Source organism: Treponema denticola, from assembly GCF_024400535.1.
Lineage (GTDB): Bacteria > Spirochaetota > Spirochaetia > Treponematales > Treponemataceae > Treponema_B > Treponema_B denticola_C.
In genome coordinates this window covers 1,794,970-1,810,652 of sequence record NZ_CP038800.1, presented here as the reverse complement: position 1 = coordinate 1,810,652, position 15,683 = coordinate 1,794,970, and the positions used below count along the sequence as shown (strand labels likewise).

At 35.2% G+C, this 15,683-nt stretch carries 15 protein-coding genes; 5 read left to right on the top strand and 10 right to left on the bottom strand.

Features of this window, described 5'->3' with window-relative positions:
- Nucleotides 1–95 precede the first annotated feature (95 nt).
- From E4N78_RS08565 to E4N78_RS08545, 5 genes are read left to right on the top strand one after another with little or no spacing between them, the layout of a single operon-like run.
- On the top strand, nucleotides 96–1,883 hold the full coding sequence (locus E4N78_RS08565; protein WP_255810143.1) for an ABC transporter ATP-binding protein: 1,788 nt from the start codon (nucleotides 96–98) through the stop codon (nucleotides 1,881–1,883).
- Nucleotides 1,883–3,628 (top strand): ABC transporter ATP-binding protein, encoded by a 1,746-nt coding sequence (locus tag E4N78_RS08560; RefSeq protein ID WP_255810142.1) that lies wholly within the window; start codon nucleotides 1,883–1,885, stop codon nucleotides 3,626–3,628. The genes E4N78_RS08565 and E4N78_RS08560 overlap by 1 nt, the downstream gene beginning before the upstream one ends.
- Nucleotides 3,629–3,647: 19 nt before the next feature.
- Entirely contained in the window at nucleotides 3,648–4,247 is a 600-nt protein-coding gene (locus E4N78_RS08555; RefSeq protein ID WP_255810140.1) for an MptD family putative ECF transporter S component, read from the top strand.
- 3 nt (nucleotides 4,248–4,250) lie between these two features.
- Complete coding sequence (locus E4N78_RS08550; RefSeq protein ID WP_255810138.1) at nucleotides 4,251–4,967, top strand: energy-coupling factor transporter transmembrane component T family protein; 717 nt, start codon at nucleotides 4,251–4,253, stop codon at nucleotides 4,965–4,967.
- A complete protein-coding gene (locus E4N78_RS08545; protein WP_002677302.1) occupies nucleotides 4,958–6,382 on the top strand; it encodes an ABC transporter ATP-binding protein in 1,425 nt (474 codons plus the stop codon). The genes E4N78_RS08550 and E4N78_RS08545 overlap by 10 nt, the downstream gene beginning before the upstream one ends.
- A gap of 147 nt (nucleotides 6,383–6,529) precedes the next feature.
- Here E4N78_RS08545 and E4N78_RS08540 read toward each other — a convergent pair whose 3' ends face one another.
- The 10 genes from E4N78_RS08540 to E4N78_RS08500 form a co-directional block, all read right to left on the bottom strand.
- Nucleotides 6,530–6,898 (bottom strand): nuclear transport factor 2 family protein, encoded by a 369-nt coding sequence (locus E4N78_RS08540; protein ID WP_255810135.1) that lies wholly within the window; start codon nucleotides 6,896–6,898, stop codon nucleotides 6,530–6,532.
- A 33-nt stretch (nucleotides 6,899–6,931) separates the two neighbouring features.
- Nucleotides 6,932–7,030 carry a thioesterase, FlK family gene (locus E4N78_RS13920; protein ID WP_436411318.1) on the bottom strand — a complete coding sequence of 33 codons (99 nt, stop codon included), beginning with the start codon at nucleotides 7,028–7,030 and terminating at the stop codon, nucleotides 6,932–6,934.
- Nucleotides 7,031–7,090: 60 nt separating this feature from the next.
- On the bottom strand, nucleotides 7,091–8,089 hold the full coding sequence (locus E4N78_RS08535) for an ORF6N domain-containing protein (protein ID WP_255810133.1): 999 nt from the start codon (nucleotides 8,087–8,089) through the stop codon (nucleotides 7,091–7,093).
- 180 nt (nucleotides 8,090–8,269) lie between these two features.
- Nucleotides 8,270–8,470, bottom strand: a complete 201-nt coding sequence (locus tag E4N78_RS08530) for a hypothetical protein (protein ID WP_255810132.1) — start codon at nucleotides 8,468–8,470, stop codon at nucleotides 8,270–8,272.
- 38 nt (nucleotides 8,471–8,508) lie between these two features.
- A complete protein-coding gene (locus E4N78_RS08525) occupies nucleotides 8,509–8,694 on the bottom strand; it encodes a hypothetical protein (RefSeq protein WP_255810131.1) in 186 nt (61 codons plus the stop codon).
- A gap of 14 nt (nucleotides 8,695–8,708) precedes the next feature.
- Nucleotides 8,709–9,287, bottom strand: coding sequence for an MptD family putative ECF transporter S component (locus E4N78_RS08520; protein WP_010697107.1), 579 nt, complete (start codon nucleotides 9,285–9,287; stop codon nucleotides 8,709–8,711).
- A 14-nt stretch (nucleotides 9,288–9,301) separates the two neighbouring features.
- Entirely contained in the window at nucleotides 9,302–11,473 is a 2,172-nt protein-coding gene (locus tag E4N78_RS08515) for an ATP-binding cassette domain-containing protein (protein ID WP_255810130.1), read from the bottom strand.
- 12 nt (nucleotides 11,474–11,485) lie between these two features.
- Nucleotides 11,486–12,106, bottom strand: coding sequence for a TetR/AcrR family transcriptional regulator (locus E4N78_RS08510; protein WP_255810129.1), 621 nt, complete (start codon nucleotides 12,104–12,106; stop codon nucleotides 11,486–11,488).
- Nucleotides 12,107–12,218: 112 nt separating this feature from the next.
- On the bottom strand, nucleotides 12,219–14,207 hold the full coding sequence (gene uvrB / locus E4N78_RS08505; protein WP_255810128.1) for an excinuclease ABC subunit UvrB: 1,989 nt from the start codon (nucleotides 14,205–14,207) through the stop codon (nucleotides 12,219–12,221).
- A 1-nt stretch (nucleotide 14,208) separates the two neighbouring features.
- Nucleotides 14,209–15,678 (bottom strand): NAD(P)H-hydrate dehydratase, encoded by a 1,470-nt coding sequence (locus E4N78_RS08500; protein WP_255810127.1) that lies wholly within the window; start codon nucleotides 15,676–15,678, stop codon nucleotides 14,209–14,211.
- Nucleotides 15,679–15,683: the final 5 nt, after the last annotated feature.

Sequence of the window (15,683 nt, the reverse complement as noted above, 5' to 3'; positions counted from 1 at the left end):
GAAATTCTTATTGACAAAAATTCTTATAACAGCTAGAATAAGGTAGTAAAATAAGTTAGCGATGACTAACCGAGTTTTTTGAAATGGAGCATTTTGTGAATAAAAAATCAAAAGGAATATTCGACAGTGTTTTTTATTATTCAAATAAAGGAAAACCGTTTCTTATTGCAAGCATTTTTTTATCTACGGTAGGAATGTTATGCAATGCCGTTCCATATATATCGGTATATTTTATAGGCAAAATATTTTTAACCGGCGGAGAAAGGGACGGTGTTTTCTTTTGGATAATGGTTGCAGGTGCTGCCGTTTTATGTAATTTAATTTTTTCATTTTTAGGCAGTTTGGGCTGCCATAGGGTGGCGTTTAAAATTTTATATAGGTATCGAATTAAGCTGATGGAACATTTAGGAAAATTACCGCTCGGTTTTTTTTCCAAAAACACAAGCGGCTCCATTCAAAAAATAATGGATGAAAATATCGAAAAATTAGAAGGGGTTATCGCTCACATGCTGCCTGATTTGACGGGCTCCTTTGTTGTGCTGGCGTTACTCTTATTAGGAATTGCCTATCTTAATTGGCTTATGGCAATTACGGTGCTCATTTCGGTGGTGCTTGCCTTTTTCTTTCAGGCTTTGATTTTTGGCGGAGAAAAAGCAAAAGAAAGATATGCAAACTATATGAAACTTTCGGCAGATATTACCGGTCATTTTTCAGAGTATGTAAAAGGAATGGCGGAAGTAAAACTGTTTGGACGGGCAGGCGGCATATCAAAAAATTTGGAGCACAGCCTTGACGGATGTCTTGACTGGGAAATAACCAATTATAAAAGATCCGCTTTTTTTATGAGCATGTATAAAAGTATTATCCTATCTCTTCTTAGCTTTGTCGTTCCGGTCGGCGGTTTTTTGATTTTTAAAAATCCTTTAGGAGATACGGTTTTATCGGTTATTATGGCATTGATTATCGTGCCTGCACTGTACGACCCGCTTTTAACCTGTATAGATTATGCAAATCAAATCAATTTTGCAAAAGCAGGTCTTGCGCAGATAGACGGTATTTTAAATGAGCCCGTTTTTAAAGCAAAAAATAATGAGGAAAAAGAAAAGGGGGCATCAGTGTATTTTGATTCGGTTTCATTTTCGTATCAAAGTGAGGCAGACCCCTTACGGAAGCAAGCTCTTGATACCGTTTCATTTACTTGTAATGAAAATGAGATGACTGCTTTGGTCGGAGAATCGGGAAGCGGAAAATCCACCATAGGGCAGTTGCTTTTGCGCTTTTGGGATGTGCATGAAGGAAGTATAAAGATCGGAGGAAAGGATATAAAGAGCTTTGATACGGAAGACTTAATGGAAAAAATCGCCTTTGTTTTCCAGGACACTCATATCTTTTCTGATACGGTACGAAACAATATTTCGATGAATAAAAAATGCTCCGATGAAACAATAATCGAAGCGGCTAAAAAAGCGAGATGCCACGATTTTATCATGAACCTTCCCGATAAATATGACACCCTGATCGGTTCGGGGAATATAAAGCTGTCAGGCGGAGAAGCTCAACGAATTTCGATAGCACGGGCTTTTTTAAAAGATTCTAAAATAGTTATTTTGGACGAAGCCTTGGCCTATACCGATGCGGAAAATGAAAACTTGATACAGGAAGCAATTAGAAATCTTATCAAAGATAAAACGGTCATTGTCATTGCGCACCGGCTGAAAAGCATTATGGATGCGGATAAGATTATCGTTTTAAGAGAAGGAAAAATCATAGAAGAAGGCACGCACAAAAGCCTTATGGAAAAAGACGGAGCATATAAAACGCTGTGGAATTTACAGTTTGAAGCGGAAACATGGGAAATAGCAAGCAAGGGAGGTGAACTGTAATGAAAGAACTTATAAGAAAATTTACAATGGGGCATCCCAAACAAATGACGGAACCGGTGATATGGTATTTTTTGGAAGGCTTTACCGTCGGTTTTCCGGCAGTAGCGGTTTATTTTGCAATTAATCTTTTTATTACATATTTTAACAATCCTGCAATCATCTTTGATAAGGGATATTGGAATATAGCCCTCTGGCTTGCAGGTTTTTTCCTTTTGCAGTTGACGGTCAGTACGGTTACCTTTTTAAAAACCTTTCTTCCCGGTGCCCGCAACTCTGCACAGAACAAAAAAGACTTTATTCAAAAATTAAAAAGATTACCGCTCGGTTTTTTTTCTAAAACCCGTTCCGGAGAACTTATCAATACATTTACCGGAGATTTTTTAGCTATTGAGCAGGGTATGGTCGGCACTTTTACGGGATTGTTCGGTGTTGTTTTTTCCTGCATCTTAACATCGGTTTTTATGTTTTGGTTTAATTGGAAAATGGCGCTTGTCTTTTATATTGCACTCCCGATTTCCGCAATTATTATTTTAATTTCTTTTAAGGTATTGGGAAACTTAATTGTAAGCTCAAGAACGGCAAAAGATAATACTGCAGAAGCGCTCAATGAATATCTTTCCGGTATGAAAATTCTTAGGAGCTACAATCAAATAGGAAAGGGTTTTTCCAAGCTTGAAGATGCCTACAAAAACCTAAAAGATATCAGCATAAGGGGAGAAACATTGGGCGGCTCCTTTTTAGGTTTTGCCTTAACATTTGCACGGGCAGGTCTTCCGCTTATGTGTTTTGCCGGAACCTATCTTATTGTCGGCGGCGAAATAGGCTTAACCGAATTTTTAAGTATCATTATTATCGGCACCAAAATTATAAGTCCGCTTCTTACATGGATTCGATATACCGCCGTTCTTAGAATGCAGTATGTCAGTGCAACAAGAATCGACAATGTTATGAAGAAAAAAGAATTAGGCGGCGAAAAGTCAATACAAGTAAAAGATTTGGGCGATATTGAGTTTGCGCATACGGGTTTTTCATATTTACCAGAAAAAAATGTTATTGATGATATATCCTGCACTTTTAAGAAAAACTCGCTTACCGCCATTGTGGGACCGAGCGGCGGAGGAAAATCCACCATATTAAAACTTATCGCACGGTTTTGGGATGTAAAGTCGGGAAGTATAAAAATCGGCGGTGTTTCACTCAACGAAATAAGTCCCGATCAGTGGCTTAAACATATTTCAATGGTACTGCAAGAGGTCTATCTTTTCCATGACACCATAAGAGAAAACATTATGTTCGGAAACAAAAACGCAACGGAAGAAGATATGATTCGCGCTTCCAAACTAGCAGGCTGTCATGAGTTTATAGAAAAACTGCCTGAAGGATATAACACCATTGTAGGTGAAGGCGGTTCTACCTTATCGGGCGGTGAAAAGCAAAGGATTTCAATTGCCAGAGCAATTCTTAAAAACGCACCGATTTTATTACTTGATGAGCCTACTTCGAGCTTAGACTCAAAAAATGAAGTACTGGTTCAAAAAGCTATATCAAACCTGGTTAAAGATAAAACCGTCATCATGATTGCCCATCGCTTAAAAACCATAAAGAACGCTGACAAGATTATCGTCTTGGATAAGGGCTGCATTGTGGAAGAAGGCAGGCACTCCGAACTGTTGGAAAAGCAAGGCCTGTACGCACGGCTGTGGTATCTACAAAATAAATCAAAAGAATGGAAAATTTCATTATAGAGCTTCTGGAGGAATACAAATGAATAAGAAAATCGGATTAAAGGATATTGTCCTTATTACATTGCTTACCGCCATTATGATCGGCATACAAACGGTAGTATTAATGCCGTTTATAACAAATCTAAAATTTGTTATTTGGTTTGTAGGCGGAATCGATGGGGTATTATGCGGCATCATTTATTGTTTGATGATAGCAAAGGCTCCTAAATTGGGAACGGCTTTTATATTCTCGTTTATTTTTGCCGTGTACTATTTTTTTGTAAACAGTATGATTATCATCAGTGCAATGATAGCCGGTGCAGGCTTGGTTATGGAACTTATCCTGTGGAACAACGGCTATAAGAATAAAATAAAAGCAACTATTGCGTATACACTGTTCGGTTTGATAATAATGCTGGCTCCCAATGTGCTTATTTTTTTGCAAAAAGATGCGATGATTGCAGGATTACAGGCAAATGGATTGACACAAGAATATATTGATTCGATATTCGCAGTTTATAGTGCTGAAAATATAGGCATCGGTATGCTTCTTACTGCTATCGGCTCCATTGCGGGTACGCAAATCGGGTATCGAGTATTGAATAGATATTTTATTTCCGGCGGAATGGTAGAAAAATAAGGTATGCCGGCAGAAAACAAAAAATATATTCCCGATATAAGAGTAAACCTCTTTCTTGCCGTTGCCGGCAGTATAGCCTTTTTGACCTATAAAAATGAAATTACTTTTATAGCAGCGTTTGCTGTTTCCATAGTTTTTATTTTAGTTCAAAGAGAATACAAAAAGGCATTCACCTTTGTTTTAATTTTTTTGCTGCTCTTTTTGTTTTCTCACCTTACGGTCGGAATAACAAAACTTCAAACCTTATGGCTATTCGCAGCCGTTACAAGGCATCTTTTAATCCCGCTTTCTCTTGTGTCGGGAATTTCGGATAGACCTCCGGGAATGCTTCTCGAAGTTTTTCATCGGCTGCATTTACCGAAAGGGTTCGGTATTTCAGTTATTGTGTTATTACGATTTTTACCCACGATTAAGTATGAATTAAAAGCGATACGAGGTGCCTTAAAGTTTAGGGGAATAGGAATATCGCTATTAAACACGGTTTTTCACTTACCAAAAAATTTTTATTTAACATTGATACCGCTGCTTATCAGAACCGTGCGTATTTCGGATGAAATAACAGCGGCAGCACTTACTCGCGGAATTGAGGTGAACAATGCTATTGTCAGTTTTTCGGAAGTTCGGTGGACAAAAAAGGATAGCGTTGCATTGGTAATGTTATTAGCCGGTTTTATCTGCCTAAAAATTATAGAAATAAAATGGGGTTGGAAATGGCGGTAGAACTGCAAAATTATTCTTTTTCCTATGACGGTAGAACACAGATTTTGAATAATATAAATATAAAAGTCAATCAAGGTGAGTTTGTTGTCATTACCGGTCTTTCAGGCTGCGGAAAAACGACCCTTATACGTGTATTAAACGGACTGTGCCCGCATTTTTATTCCGGTACGGTACAGGGAAGATATGAGTTATATGGTAAAGATGCCAAGAATATGAGCATTGGTGAGCTTTCAAAATATTGGGGCTCTGTGTTTCAAGATCCGCGAAGTCAATTTTTAGCAAGAAAAGTGAAAGATGAATTAGTCATTGCTATGGAAAATGCTTGTGAAGATAGGGTTTTGATGAAGAATAAGCTTGAAGAAGCCGCAAGGGAGCTCGAAATAGAAAAGATTTTAGATACTGATATGATGTATCTTTCAAGCGGAGAAAAGCAAAAAGTTGCAATAGGCTCCGTATTTTGTACACAACCTAAAGGCTTCGTGTTAGATGAACCCTCTGCGAATTTAGATAGTGCGGCGACAAGTGGATTAGCCGAATTTTTAAAAAGAGTCAAAGAAAAAGGCTGTACGGTTGTTATTTCCGAACACCGTTTACATTATTTAAAAAAATTAATAGATCGCTTAATTATAATGAAAGACGGACAAATTATAAAAGACATGTCAAAGCATGAAATACATTCTTTAAATAATTTTGATTTGAGAAACCTTGGACTGAGGCAATTTAATTTACCTAAAATAAATGTAGATAAAAAGGTTAATGGGGATAATTCTTTCGCTGCTTGCAAAGGGATTGTTTATATAAAAAATTGTTATCGCATATTAGAAACTGTTGACCTCAATTTAGAAAGCGGAAAGGTTCATGTTATTGTAGGAGAAAACGGGGCGGGGAAAAGCAGTCTTTGCAAAATCATTACCGGTTTATACAAGCAAACGGAAGGTGGTATGTATATCGATACGGCACCGGTAAAGAAAAAAGAGCGATTACAAAGAACCTTTTTTGTAGGACAGGACATAGATTATCAGCTATACGGTTACTCCATAAGAAACGAATTTCAAATCGGAAATAAAAGGCTTACCGATGAAAAAATAAAAGCCTGCCTTGATGAACTACATTTAAAAATTTCCCTTGATACAAATCCTCAGGTTCTTTCAGGAGGGCAAAAACAAAGATTGCTTATTGGAATAGCTTATCTGAGCGGACGGGATATTATTGTCTTTGATGAGCCTACCAGCGGGCTTGATGGGTTCCACATGAAAATCATTGCTGATTTGTTCCGGTATCTTGCAGAAAAAGGAAAAACTATTATTGTCATCACACATGACATCGAGTTTACCGCAGAAGTCGCTGATACCATTATATACATGAGTAAGGGGAAAATACAGTATCATAAATATATTACGAATGAAAATCGATGATGTAAGTATGTTCAACTTGCGAAGTGCTTTAAGTTTTCATGCGGACGATAAAACCTTGTCTTGACAAATACGTGTTTTGAATATATAGTAAGATTCGATGATTAACTTAAGAACAATTGATGAGAATAATTTTCAAGCATGTATAAATTATAATAGTTTTATCGCAGTTCCTATTTTCATTTCAAGTCTCCATTGCGGAGGCTTGCCGTCATCTCCCCAATATTCATCCATTGAAACAATCTTATCATCTTCAATTTTTATAAAGGATGTTGCGTGAACCGATGTATCGTTGTTGAATACTTTTACGGCAGTAATGATTAGATTATCTATTTTTTCGATCCTCTCAACTTCTGCCTCCCATTTGCCGGGATATTCACAATTAGCTTTGATAAATTCTTCTAAAGTAAATTGTTCATTTGTATTATGCCATCTGATAGTTGCAGTTTTATTAAAATAAGAACGTATTTTTTCAGCATCTTGTTCCGCAATTGCTTTCCAAAATTTTTTTATATCCAAATGTGTTTTCTCCTTAATAGTTACTGTATCTTTTCATTTGCTTTTTTGAAATTTTTCATTGTTGACAATAAAGCGTTCATGAGTTCCTTCTACGATTAAGCCTATTTTGTCATAAACCTTTACCGAAAAGATACGGTTTTTTCCATTCTATGTCGTCTGTAAGTTCACTTTTACAATATACCTTAACATTGCCTATATCTTTAATATCGGATTTAATAATAATTCATCAAACATCGGATGATAAAGTACTGTATCATCAATCTTCAAAATACTTGTAATTTTATTACCTGCATCTTTTGAAGAACCTCCGCAATGATATATTGCTTCATTTTTTGTGTTATAATCTATTGCAATATATCTATCATGATATTTACCCTTTGTCTTTTGAAAGGAAAGAGAAATATTAGGATACTCAATTTTAAAATCCTTTAAAATTGAAGTAGTCAACATAGTACGATGTTTAATATTATCAGTAAAAATTTTTATAGTGATACTTTCCTTTGCTTCTCTTAATAATTCTAAAGTTTTTAATCCTATGTAGTTATCCACTACGTAAACAGTATGCTTAGCCGATTTATATATTTTTTGATAGGCTATATCAGCTTCTATTTTCTTTCCGTCCATAATCAAAAAGTGTTTATAGGTATCGGGATCGATAAAATTATCCATGACCTTTTTTAGCTCTTCTTTCGTAGCCATTTGTGATTTTATTTCAGATATATTTTTAGTGTTTTGATTTGTTTGTATTGCTATTTGTGCCAGTTCCTTAGAGCTTATAAAATCTTGGTTTTCAATTAGATAGTCTTTCATTTGCTTAAACATTCTTATTAAAGCCTTGCTTTGTTTTATTGCAAGGTCTCCTTTTAATACTGTCATAAGCATATAAATACCTTGTTCCGTAAAGGCATAAGGATTATATTTGATATTGCTTCCTCTTCCCGTTATTTTGTTCAAGGTCGCAAAATGCGACCTTGAAAGTATCTGTACTTCTTCATTGGTTAATTGAAACATAAAATCATCTTCGAATTTCTCGATATTTCTTTTGACTTGCTCATTAAACCTTTTTGTTTCATATCCATATATTTCAGCAAGGTGGAAGTCAAGCATCACCTTTTGTCCTCGTATAGTGTAAATTTTTTCTTTAATTATTTTTTGATTTACTACAATCGGTTCTTTTTGTAATTTTGCCATATTAACATCCTATAAATTATAGATAAATAGTGAGGTCGAATTTATGTCAAACTGTTTATAATATCCTCTTCATTTGGTATTTTATATTATAAGTTTTAATTTTTCAAGCAGTTGAGAGTTCCCAATCCTTTATAAATTCCATTTATAATCCAAAGCATGATTATTCCTGTCAGTTTAATATTAATGATACTGAGCCAAATAATCATCGCTGCCGGTATAATTAGATTTGCCGTCATTTCCGGTAATAAATGTGCTGGAGTTTTTATCAAAATATCCCATGGGTACTCTAATAAATTTATCGCAAACTGCACATCTTATATCTTTTAGTGTTAAATATGCCGTCTTGTGTGATATGAGCGTAGAAAAATTTAAAAAAATCACATTTGCTGTTTTGCATATTATTACTAAGACTAAAGCAATCAATGTATTTTTATCGCTTGCTCCTCTAAAGATATGGCTGCTATTATGCCTATAAAAGAATAAGATAATAATTCACATAACACGGAAAATGAACTTAATAAAACGGATAAAAAATATTTTTTCTTATATGGTTTTATAAATTCTTTCATCTCTTTAAAAAAGCTGTAATTTTTTTCAGATTTCATTTTTTCACTCTTTACTAATCAATGGATTTTTCTAAAATATGTTTTTTTACTATTTTTTGTCCTATATAAGCTCCGATTATTGCAGAAAAAATTACTAAAATTAATAAAATCAGTGCTCCCCATGAAGAAATTAATTTTCCTGCTTTTGTAATATTTCCTATCAGTTCTTGTTCGCTCATCTTATCCAGAGTTTTATTTAATGCAATTGTATAAGGATAAATTACACTCCCTATAGATGCAAGTGCTTGTTGAATTACATAGCTTATTCCGATATACTTTAAATTTCCATATCCTTTTTTATAGAGTAATAATTCGGCTATTAAACCGGAGAGGATAAACATTAAAATATAAGGCGGATAAAATGAAATAATGCCTTGAATAAAAGAATAGATTATAAATGCTCCTCTTTTTTTTACCTTTACTCCAATAACATAAAAAACTACTCCTTGTAATAGGGAGTATAGTACGGGCGTTAAAAGAATGGTGATTGGTGTCGCATACATAAATGTACCCAATGAAAATATCAAAATATTGCATAATGATAATAATGTAACTGTGATAACGTCCTTTACTTTTAATTTGCCGTTGTTCATCTTGAATCTCCTTTTTATTTTAAAAATATACTTATAACTGAAACTGAAGCTAAGACTATCATCACAAAATAATCTTGTACTCCGAATTTCAATCCAATATATGAAGTTTTTTTATTTTTCATACTTATGCCCCTTGTTTCTGCAGAAGCGGATAATGTTTCTGCTATTCTTATTACTCTAAATATAATTGAGGTAATAAGAGCTTCGCAATGCAGAAAAACTTTTTTTAATATGTTTTTTTCTTCGTAATTTTTTCTGTTCTTTATTGATTGTTTTAGTAATTTAAAATCATTGTTGAGTACCGGAAAAAATCGAAATGAAACGGAAAGAATCAGTATCAGCCTTTCCGGTACTCTGATTTTTCTTAAACCTGCCAGCATATTGGTTGCTCCTCTTCCTCCAAGAAGAACAGGGAAGATCATAAATATTAAAATATACCTCGGCAATAGATTTGCCATAAATATGGTGGCTGTATTGGGAAATAGTATTTCAAGTCCGTAAATAAGACATAAAACAATTAAATATATAAAAAAAGTTTTATATCTTTTGTTGATAAGCGAAAATATTAATAAAAATAAGCTGTATGTTTGAATTAGGACCTTATTATCTATTCCGATTGAAAACATACAAAGACCTAAAAAGAACAGGCTGACTCGCGGATCTAATGGTTTGTCTTTTTTTAATTTGATTTCACTGTGTTGGGAAGAGCCGTTGTCTAATATTGTTATAAGAGTTTTTATATCTTTTAGCTTGCATGTTTGTTGTATTTTGCCGTCTTCTATTTTAAAATATTGTTCGGCAACGGCTGCAATGAATTCCAAATCATGACTTATCAATAAAACAATTTTTCCTTTTTTCATTTTATCGATGAGCTTTACACATAAATCCATACTCCATTTATCAAGTCCTGAGGTGGGTTCATCTAAAATAATCAGTTTTTTGCTTGATAAATATGCTGTCATCAATGTAAGTTTTTGCATTTGTCCTCCTGAAAGCGAAAAAGGGTGTCTATTTCTAAGATTCCACATGTCAAATTCTTTTAATAAGGGTTCTATCTCATCGTATTTGGAACTGTCTATACCGTATTTAAGTTCTCCGATTACCGAATTTGTAAAAAATTGGAATTCAGATTCCTGCATTATAAAAAGACTGTTTCGATATAAATCATCATATTTCATAGCCTTTCCATTAAGATATATTTTTCCTTGTGTAGGTTTTAATAAACCGCACAAGCATTTTCCTAATGTTGTTTTTCCTGCACCGTTTTGTCCTATAATACAGGTAATTTCATTAGAATTAAGTTTAAAAGATATATCATTAAGGATTCTTTTTTTGCCGTATTTAAAAGAAATGTTTTTAACTTCCAATACATTTTCTTGATTATAAAATTCCTCTTTTTTGGGCGGCAGTTCTATTTGATTTATGTCATTAACTCTTAAACCGATATTTTTTAAATCGTTTTGTGAGAGTTTTAAAAATATATCTTTATCATATTTTTCAAAAATATAACCGTTTTTTATAAGCCAGTATTCATCAGCTAAATCATGCAGATAATATAGCCTGTGTTCACTTATAATAAGAGTCTTGCCTTCATTCTTTAAGAGTAATAAAAGTTCCGTTAATTTTTTTATTGCCGTATAGTCCAAATTTGCAGTGGGTTCGTCCAGTAAAATAATATCGGAGTTCATAGCCCATGCTGCCATTATTGCAATAAGTTGGCGTTCTCCGCTTGAGAGTTTAAACACCTCTCTATTTCTTAAATATTCTAATCCGAATTTTAAAAAAGCATTATCGACTCTTTTTTTTATCTCGTTTGAATTTATGCCCTTGTTTTCTAAGCCGAAAGCAATTTCAATATCACTTTCTAAAGAAAAAAACTGACTTCTGGGGTCTTGAAAAACCGATGAAATTTTATTTCCTACTTCTCCGATTGTTTTGTTTACAGTGTCTTCCCCATCTATTTTAATAAACCCTTCAAATATTCCTTCATAAAATTCCGGGATTAAATGATTTAAACATCTTAAAATTGTTGATTTACCGCAGCCGCTTTCTCCGCAAAGTACAATACACTTTCCCTTTGGTATTATTCCACGTATATCCTTTATTGCTTTTTCGTTTTTTGCATTATAAGAAAAACTGATTTTAAAATCTAAAATAGGTTTAAGTTCCTCATTTATATCGTCCATACCTATGATTCCTTATTTTAAAAGATTTTTGAAAATCTTTTTCCAACCTGCAGCAATAAATTCTCCCATTGTTTTTATATACTCAATAGTTTCTTCTTTACCATATCCTTTTTTTATGATCATCGAGTATGCATTGAGTTGCTGCTGCATCACTAATTCTACAAAATCTAATTGTACATCACTGATATTTGAAGATGTATTTTTTTTGATAAATTGTTTTGTTTCAGTTATTTTATTGTTTATTATCTTATGAAGCTTTTTTTCTATAGAACTGCCGTTACTGCAGCATAATAATAGTTTACATTCGTCATAATAATTAAACAAAATATCTATATAGTCGGCTGTTTCTTTTAATATACTCTTAATAAAATTATTAAAATTTTTATCCGTATAATAGTTCATATATGATGATTTGTTTTTTAATCTTGTGTCATTTATCGATTTAAAAAAATCTTCCATAAGGCTGCAAAAAAGTTCATCTTTGCCTTTATAACGAGTATATATTGCTCCTGTTGTAACTCCCGCTTTTTGGGCAATTATATTGATAGAGGTTTCTTGAAATCCGTTCTTTAAGAATTCTTGTTTTGCCGCTTCAATTATCGGCTTATCCAATTCATGATTTTTATTAGCCATATATCTCCGGATACTATAATAAATAATTCTGTTATCGATTATAGCATTATTGATTGTCTTTGACAAGCCCCTAATCGTGTTTTATATTATAAGTTTTAGATTTTATTTCTCCTTAACTTCCTATCCGCCTTACTTCTTCTATTTTGTCTCTTATGACTGCTGCTTCTTCAAACATGAGCATGTCGGCATATTCGGCCATCTGGGCTTCAAGTTTTTTGATAAGTTTTTTTCTGTCTGCAGGATTTAAAATGTTTAGGCTGTTGATGAGGGGGCCGGCTTCTGCAAGGGCTGCTTCTTTTTTAATTTCATTTTCCCGCGTTAAAATATCTTCAATCGCTTTTTTGATTGTCTTGGGCGTTATACCGTGTTCCTTGTTATAGGCTTCCTGAATAGCACGGCGGCGGTTTGTTTCTTCGATAGTTTCTTTCATGGCATCGCTTATCCTGTCGGCATACATAACTACCTTACCATTTTCGTTTCTGGCTGCCCGTCCTACAATCTGAATAAGACTTGTAGTAGAACGCAAAAAGCCTATCTTATCTGCATCGAGAATTCCGATAAAAGAAACTTCGGGTAAGTCGATGCCCTCTCTTAAAAGGTTGATTCCTATAAGTACATCAAATTCCCCTGCTCGCAAGCCCTTTAGAATTTCGACACGCTCAATTGTTTCAACTTCGCTGTGGATATATTTTACTTTGAGACCGAGCCCTGTAAGATAATCGGTTAAGTCTTCCGCCATTTTTTTTGTAAGAGTTAAAATTAGGCTGCGTTCGTTTAAGGCAATGCGTTTTTTTACTTCTCCGTAGATATGTTCCATCTGGCCTTCGCTTTTATGAATCTCGATTATCGGATCCAAAAGGCCTGTAGGGCGTATTACTTGTTCGACAATGCGGGTAGAGTATTTTATTTCTTTAGGGCCGGGGGTTGCGGAAACAAAAACAGCCTGATTAAGCATCTTTTCAAACTCGTCGATTTTTAAAGGGCGGTTATCTAAGGCACAAGGAAGACGGAAACCGAAGTCTACAAGATTTTGTTTGCGGCTGCGGTCTCCTTCATACATGGCTCCCACTTGAGGAAATGTTACATGGCTTTCATCCATGAACAATAAAAAGTCATCGGGAAAATAATGAAAGAGGGTAGCGGGAGGCTCTCCGGGTTTCCGGTTTGCGATTGGAGCCGAGTAATTTTCGATGCCGGGGCAATAACCCATTTCGGAAAGCATTTCGATATCGTATTCGGTGCGGGTTTTTAGCCTTTCTGCTTCAAGGAGCTTTCCTTCCTTATTTAAAACATTCAGCCTTTCTTCCAATTCTTTTTTTATTCTTTCAAGAGCATTGGGAATTGCATCTTCGGGCATTACAAAGTGTTTTGCAGGATAAATTGAAAGCTCTTCGTATTCCTGTATTACCTCACCCGAAATCGGATTGAATTTTCTGATGCGCACAATTTCTTCCCAATCGAATTCAAGGCGGTAGGCATCTTCCATGTAGGCCGGGAAAATTTCCATAACATCACCTTTGACGCGGAAGCGGCCTCTTTCAAGGACTGCATCGTTTCTTTCATATTGCAAACTTATCAACTGCTTTTTTAATTTTTCGATTTCGATGCTTTCGCCTTTTTCTATGGTTATGCGCAAGTCTCGCCACGATTCGGGAAGCCCCAAACCGTAAATACAGGAAACGGTGGAAACGACGATTACGTCTCGGCGTTCCATAAGGCTGAAGGTTGCCGATAGGCGGAGGCGGTCGATTTCGTCATTGATTGAAGCGTCCTTTTCTATATAAAGGTCGCGTGCGGGAACATAGGCTTCAGGCTGATAGTAGTCGTAATATGAAACAAAGTATTCGACGGCATTTTCAGGGAAAAAGGTTTTAAATTCCCTGTAAAGCTGGGCGGCAAGGGTTTTATTGTGGCTTATGATTAGGGTCGGTTTTTGTACGGCTTGAATAATATTTGCCATTGTAAAAGTTTTTCCCGATCCCGTAACTCCTTTGAGCGTTTGAAATTTGTCGCCTGCAATTATTCCGTCTGAAAGAGCCTTGATAGCTTCTCCCTGATCTCCTGAAGGTTTATAATCCGAAATAAGTTTAAACTGCTTCATATTATTTTACCTGCCGTGCCGCTTCCAGTTTTTCCAAATTTTTAATGAGCTTGCTTGCCGTTAAGCTATAGCTTGCTCCTGCATTTTGAGAAGCAAGGCTGTGGGCGAGGCTCCCCGTAATTGCAGCATCAAGAGGTTTATAGCCTTGGGCCAAGAGGGAGCATATAAGACCTGTCAGCACATCGCCTGAACCCGCCTTTGAAAGAGAGGAAGATCCTAAAGTATTGATAAATATTTTTCCGTCATGAGCTATTAAGGTATTAGCTCCCTTTAGTACGAGCACAAGCTTAGGAAATTTTTTTGAAAAACTTAAGGCCGATATAAAGCGTTTTTTTTGTATTTCTTCAATGCTCAAATTATCCAAACCGGTGATATTTAAAAGTGAAGAAAATTCTTTTGGGTGAGGAGTTAAAACGGCGGCACTTAATTTGGGTAAGATTTTTTTTAGTTCGGCATAATAAAAGATATCCGCATCTATGACTATGGGTATTGATTGTGTTTCTTTTATTTTTAGGATAGAAAAAAGTTCATCGTTTTTTCTTCCAAGTCCTTGACCTATTGCGATGCTTGTAAATTTTTTAACATTCAATTTGCCGGCCTCAAATTTGCCGTCATACATAAAATCGGCTTTTAGGTTTTTAGGCCTTTCCCGATTTTCTCCTATCAATGTTACAAGGCCTGCACCGAATTCCAAGGCGGCAGAAGCTGCCAAAAGTGCTGCCCGGTTTTTTTCTCCTACAATTATTCCTGCATGACCGAAGCTTCCCTTATGGGTGTTTTGTTTTTTTCTTGAAGGGAGAAGCATATCTTCTTTTTCGAGTAAAAAAACATTTGGCTTTTCGTTTTGCTCGTAGGATGAGCGGGGGAGGCCTAGGTCTATGACCTCGATTTTTCCCGTAATATCCTTTGCCTCATCCGAATAAAAGGCCTGCTTTAAGGCTCCCATCGAAAAGGTCATGTTACATAGAACTGCATTGGGGCTTGCTTCTCCATCAAGGTTTAAGCCGCTCGGTATATCGCAGGCTATCTTAAAGGCCTTGACCTTATTTATCTTCTCTATTGTTTTTTTATCCTCGGCTTTTAAAAGCCCTTTTAAGCCGGTGCCCAAAAATGCATCAAAAAGAATATCCGATTCGGGCAAGATGTTTTTAGCAGTCCTTATATTTAAGGCTTTTAATCTTTCGTATTGTAGTTTACATAATTCAGACTTCGGCTCCTTTAAAATTATAACATGAATATTAAAATCATCGGCTAAGATTCTTACAAGGGCGAGCCCGTCTCCGCCGTTGTCGCCCGAACCGCAGACAATCTGTAGAGTTTTTTTTTCATCGCCTTTTTTAAAAGGAAAAAGATTTTTAATTTTTTCTGCTGAACCGCGGGCTGCGTTTTCCATTAAGATTCCGTTTTTTAAATTAAAATCTTCTTCGGCTCTTTTATCCAATTCCCTTAAAGAATAAAAAACATTTTGCATAAGTT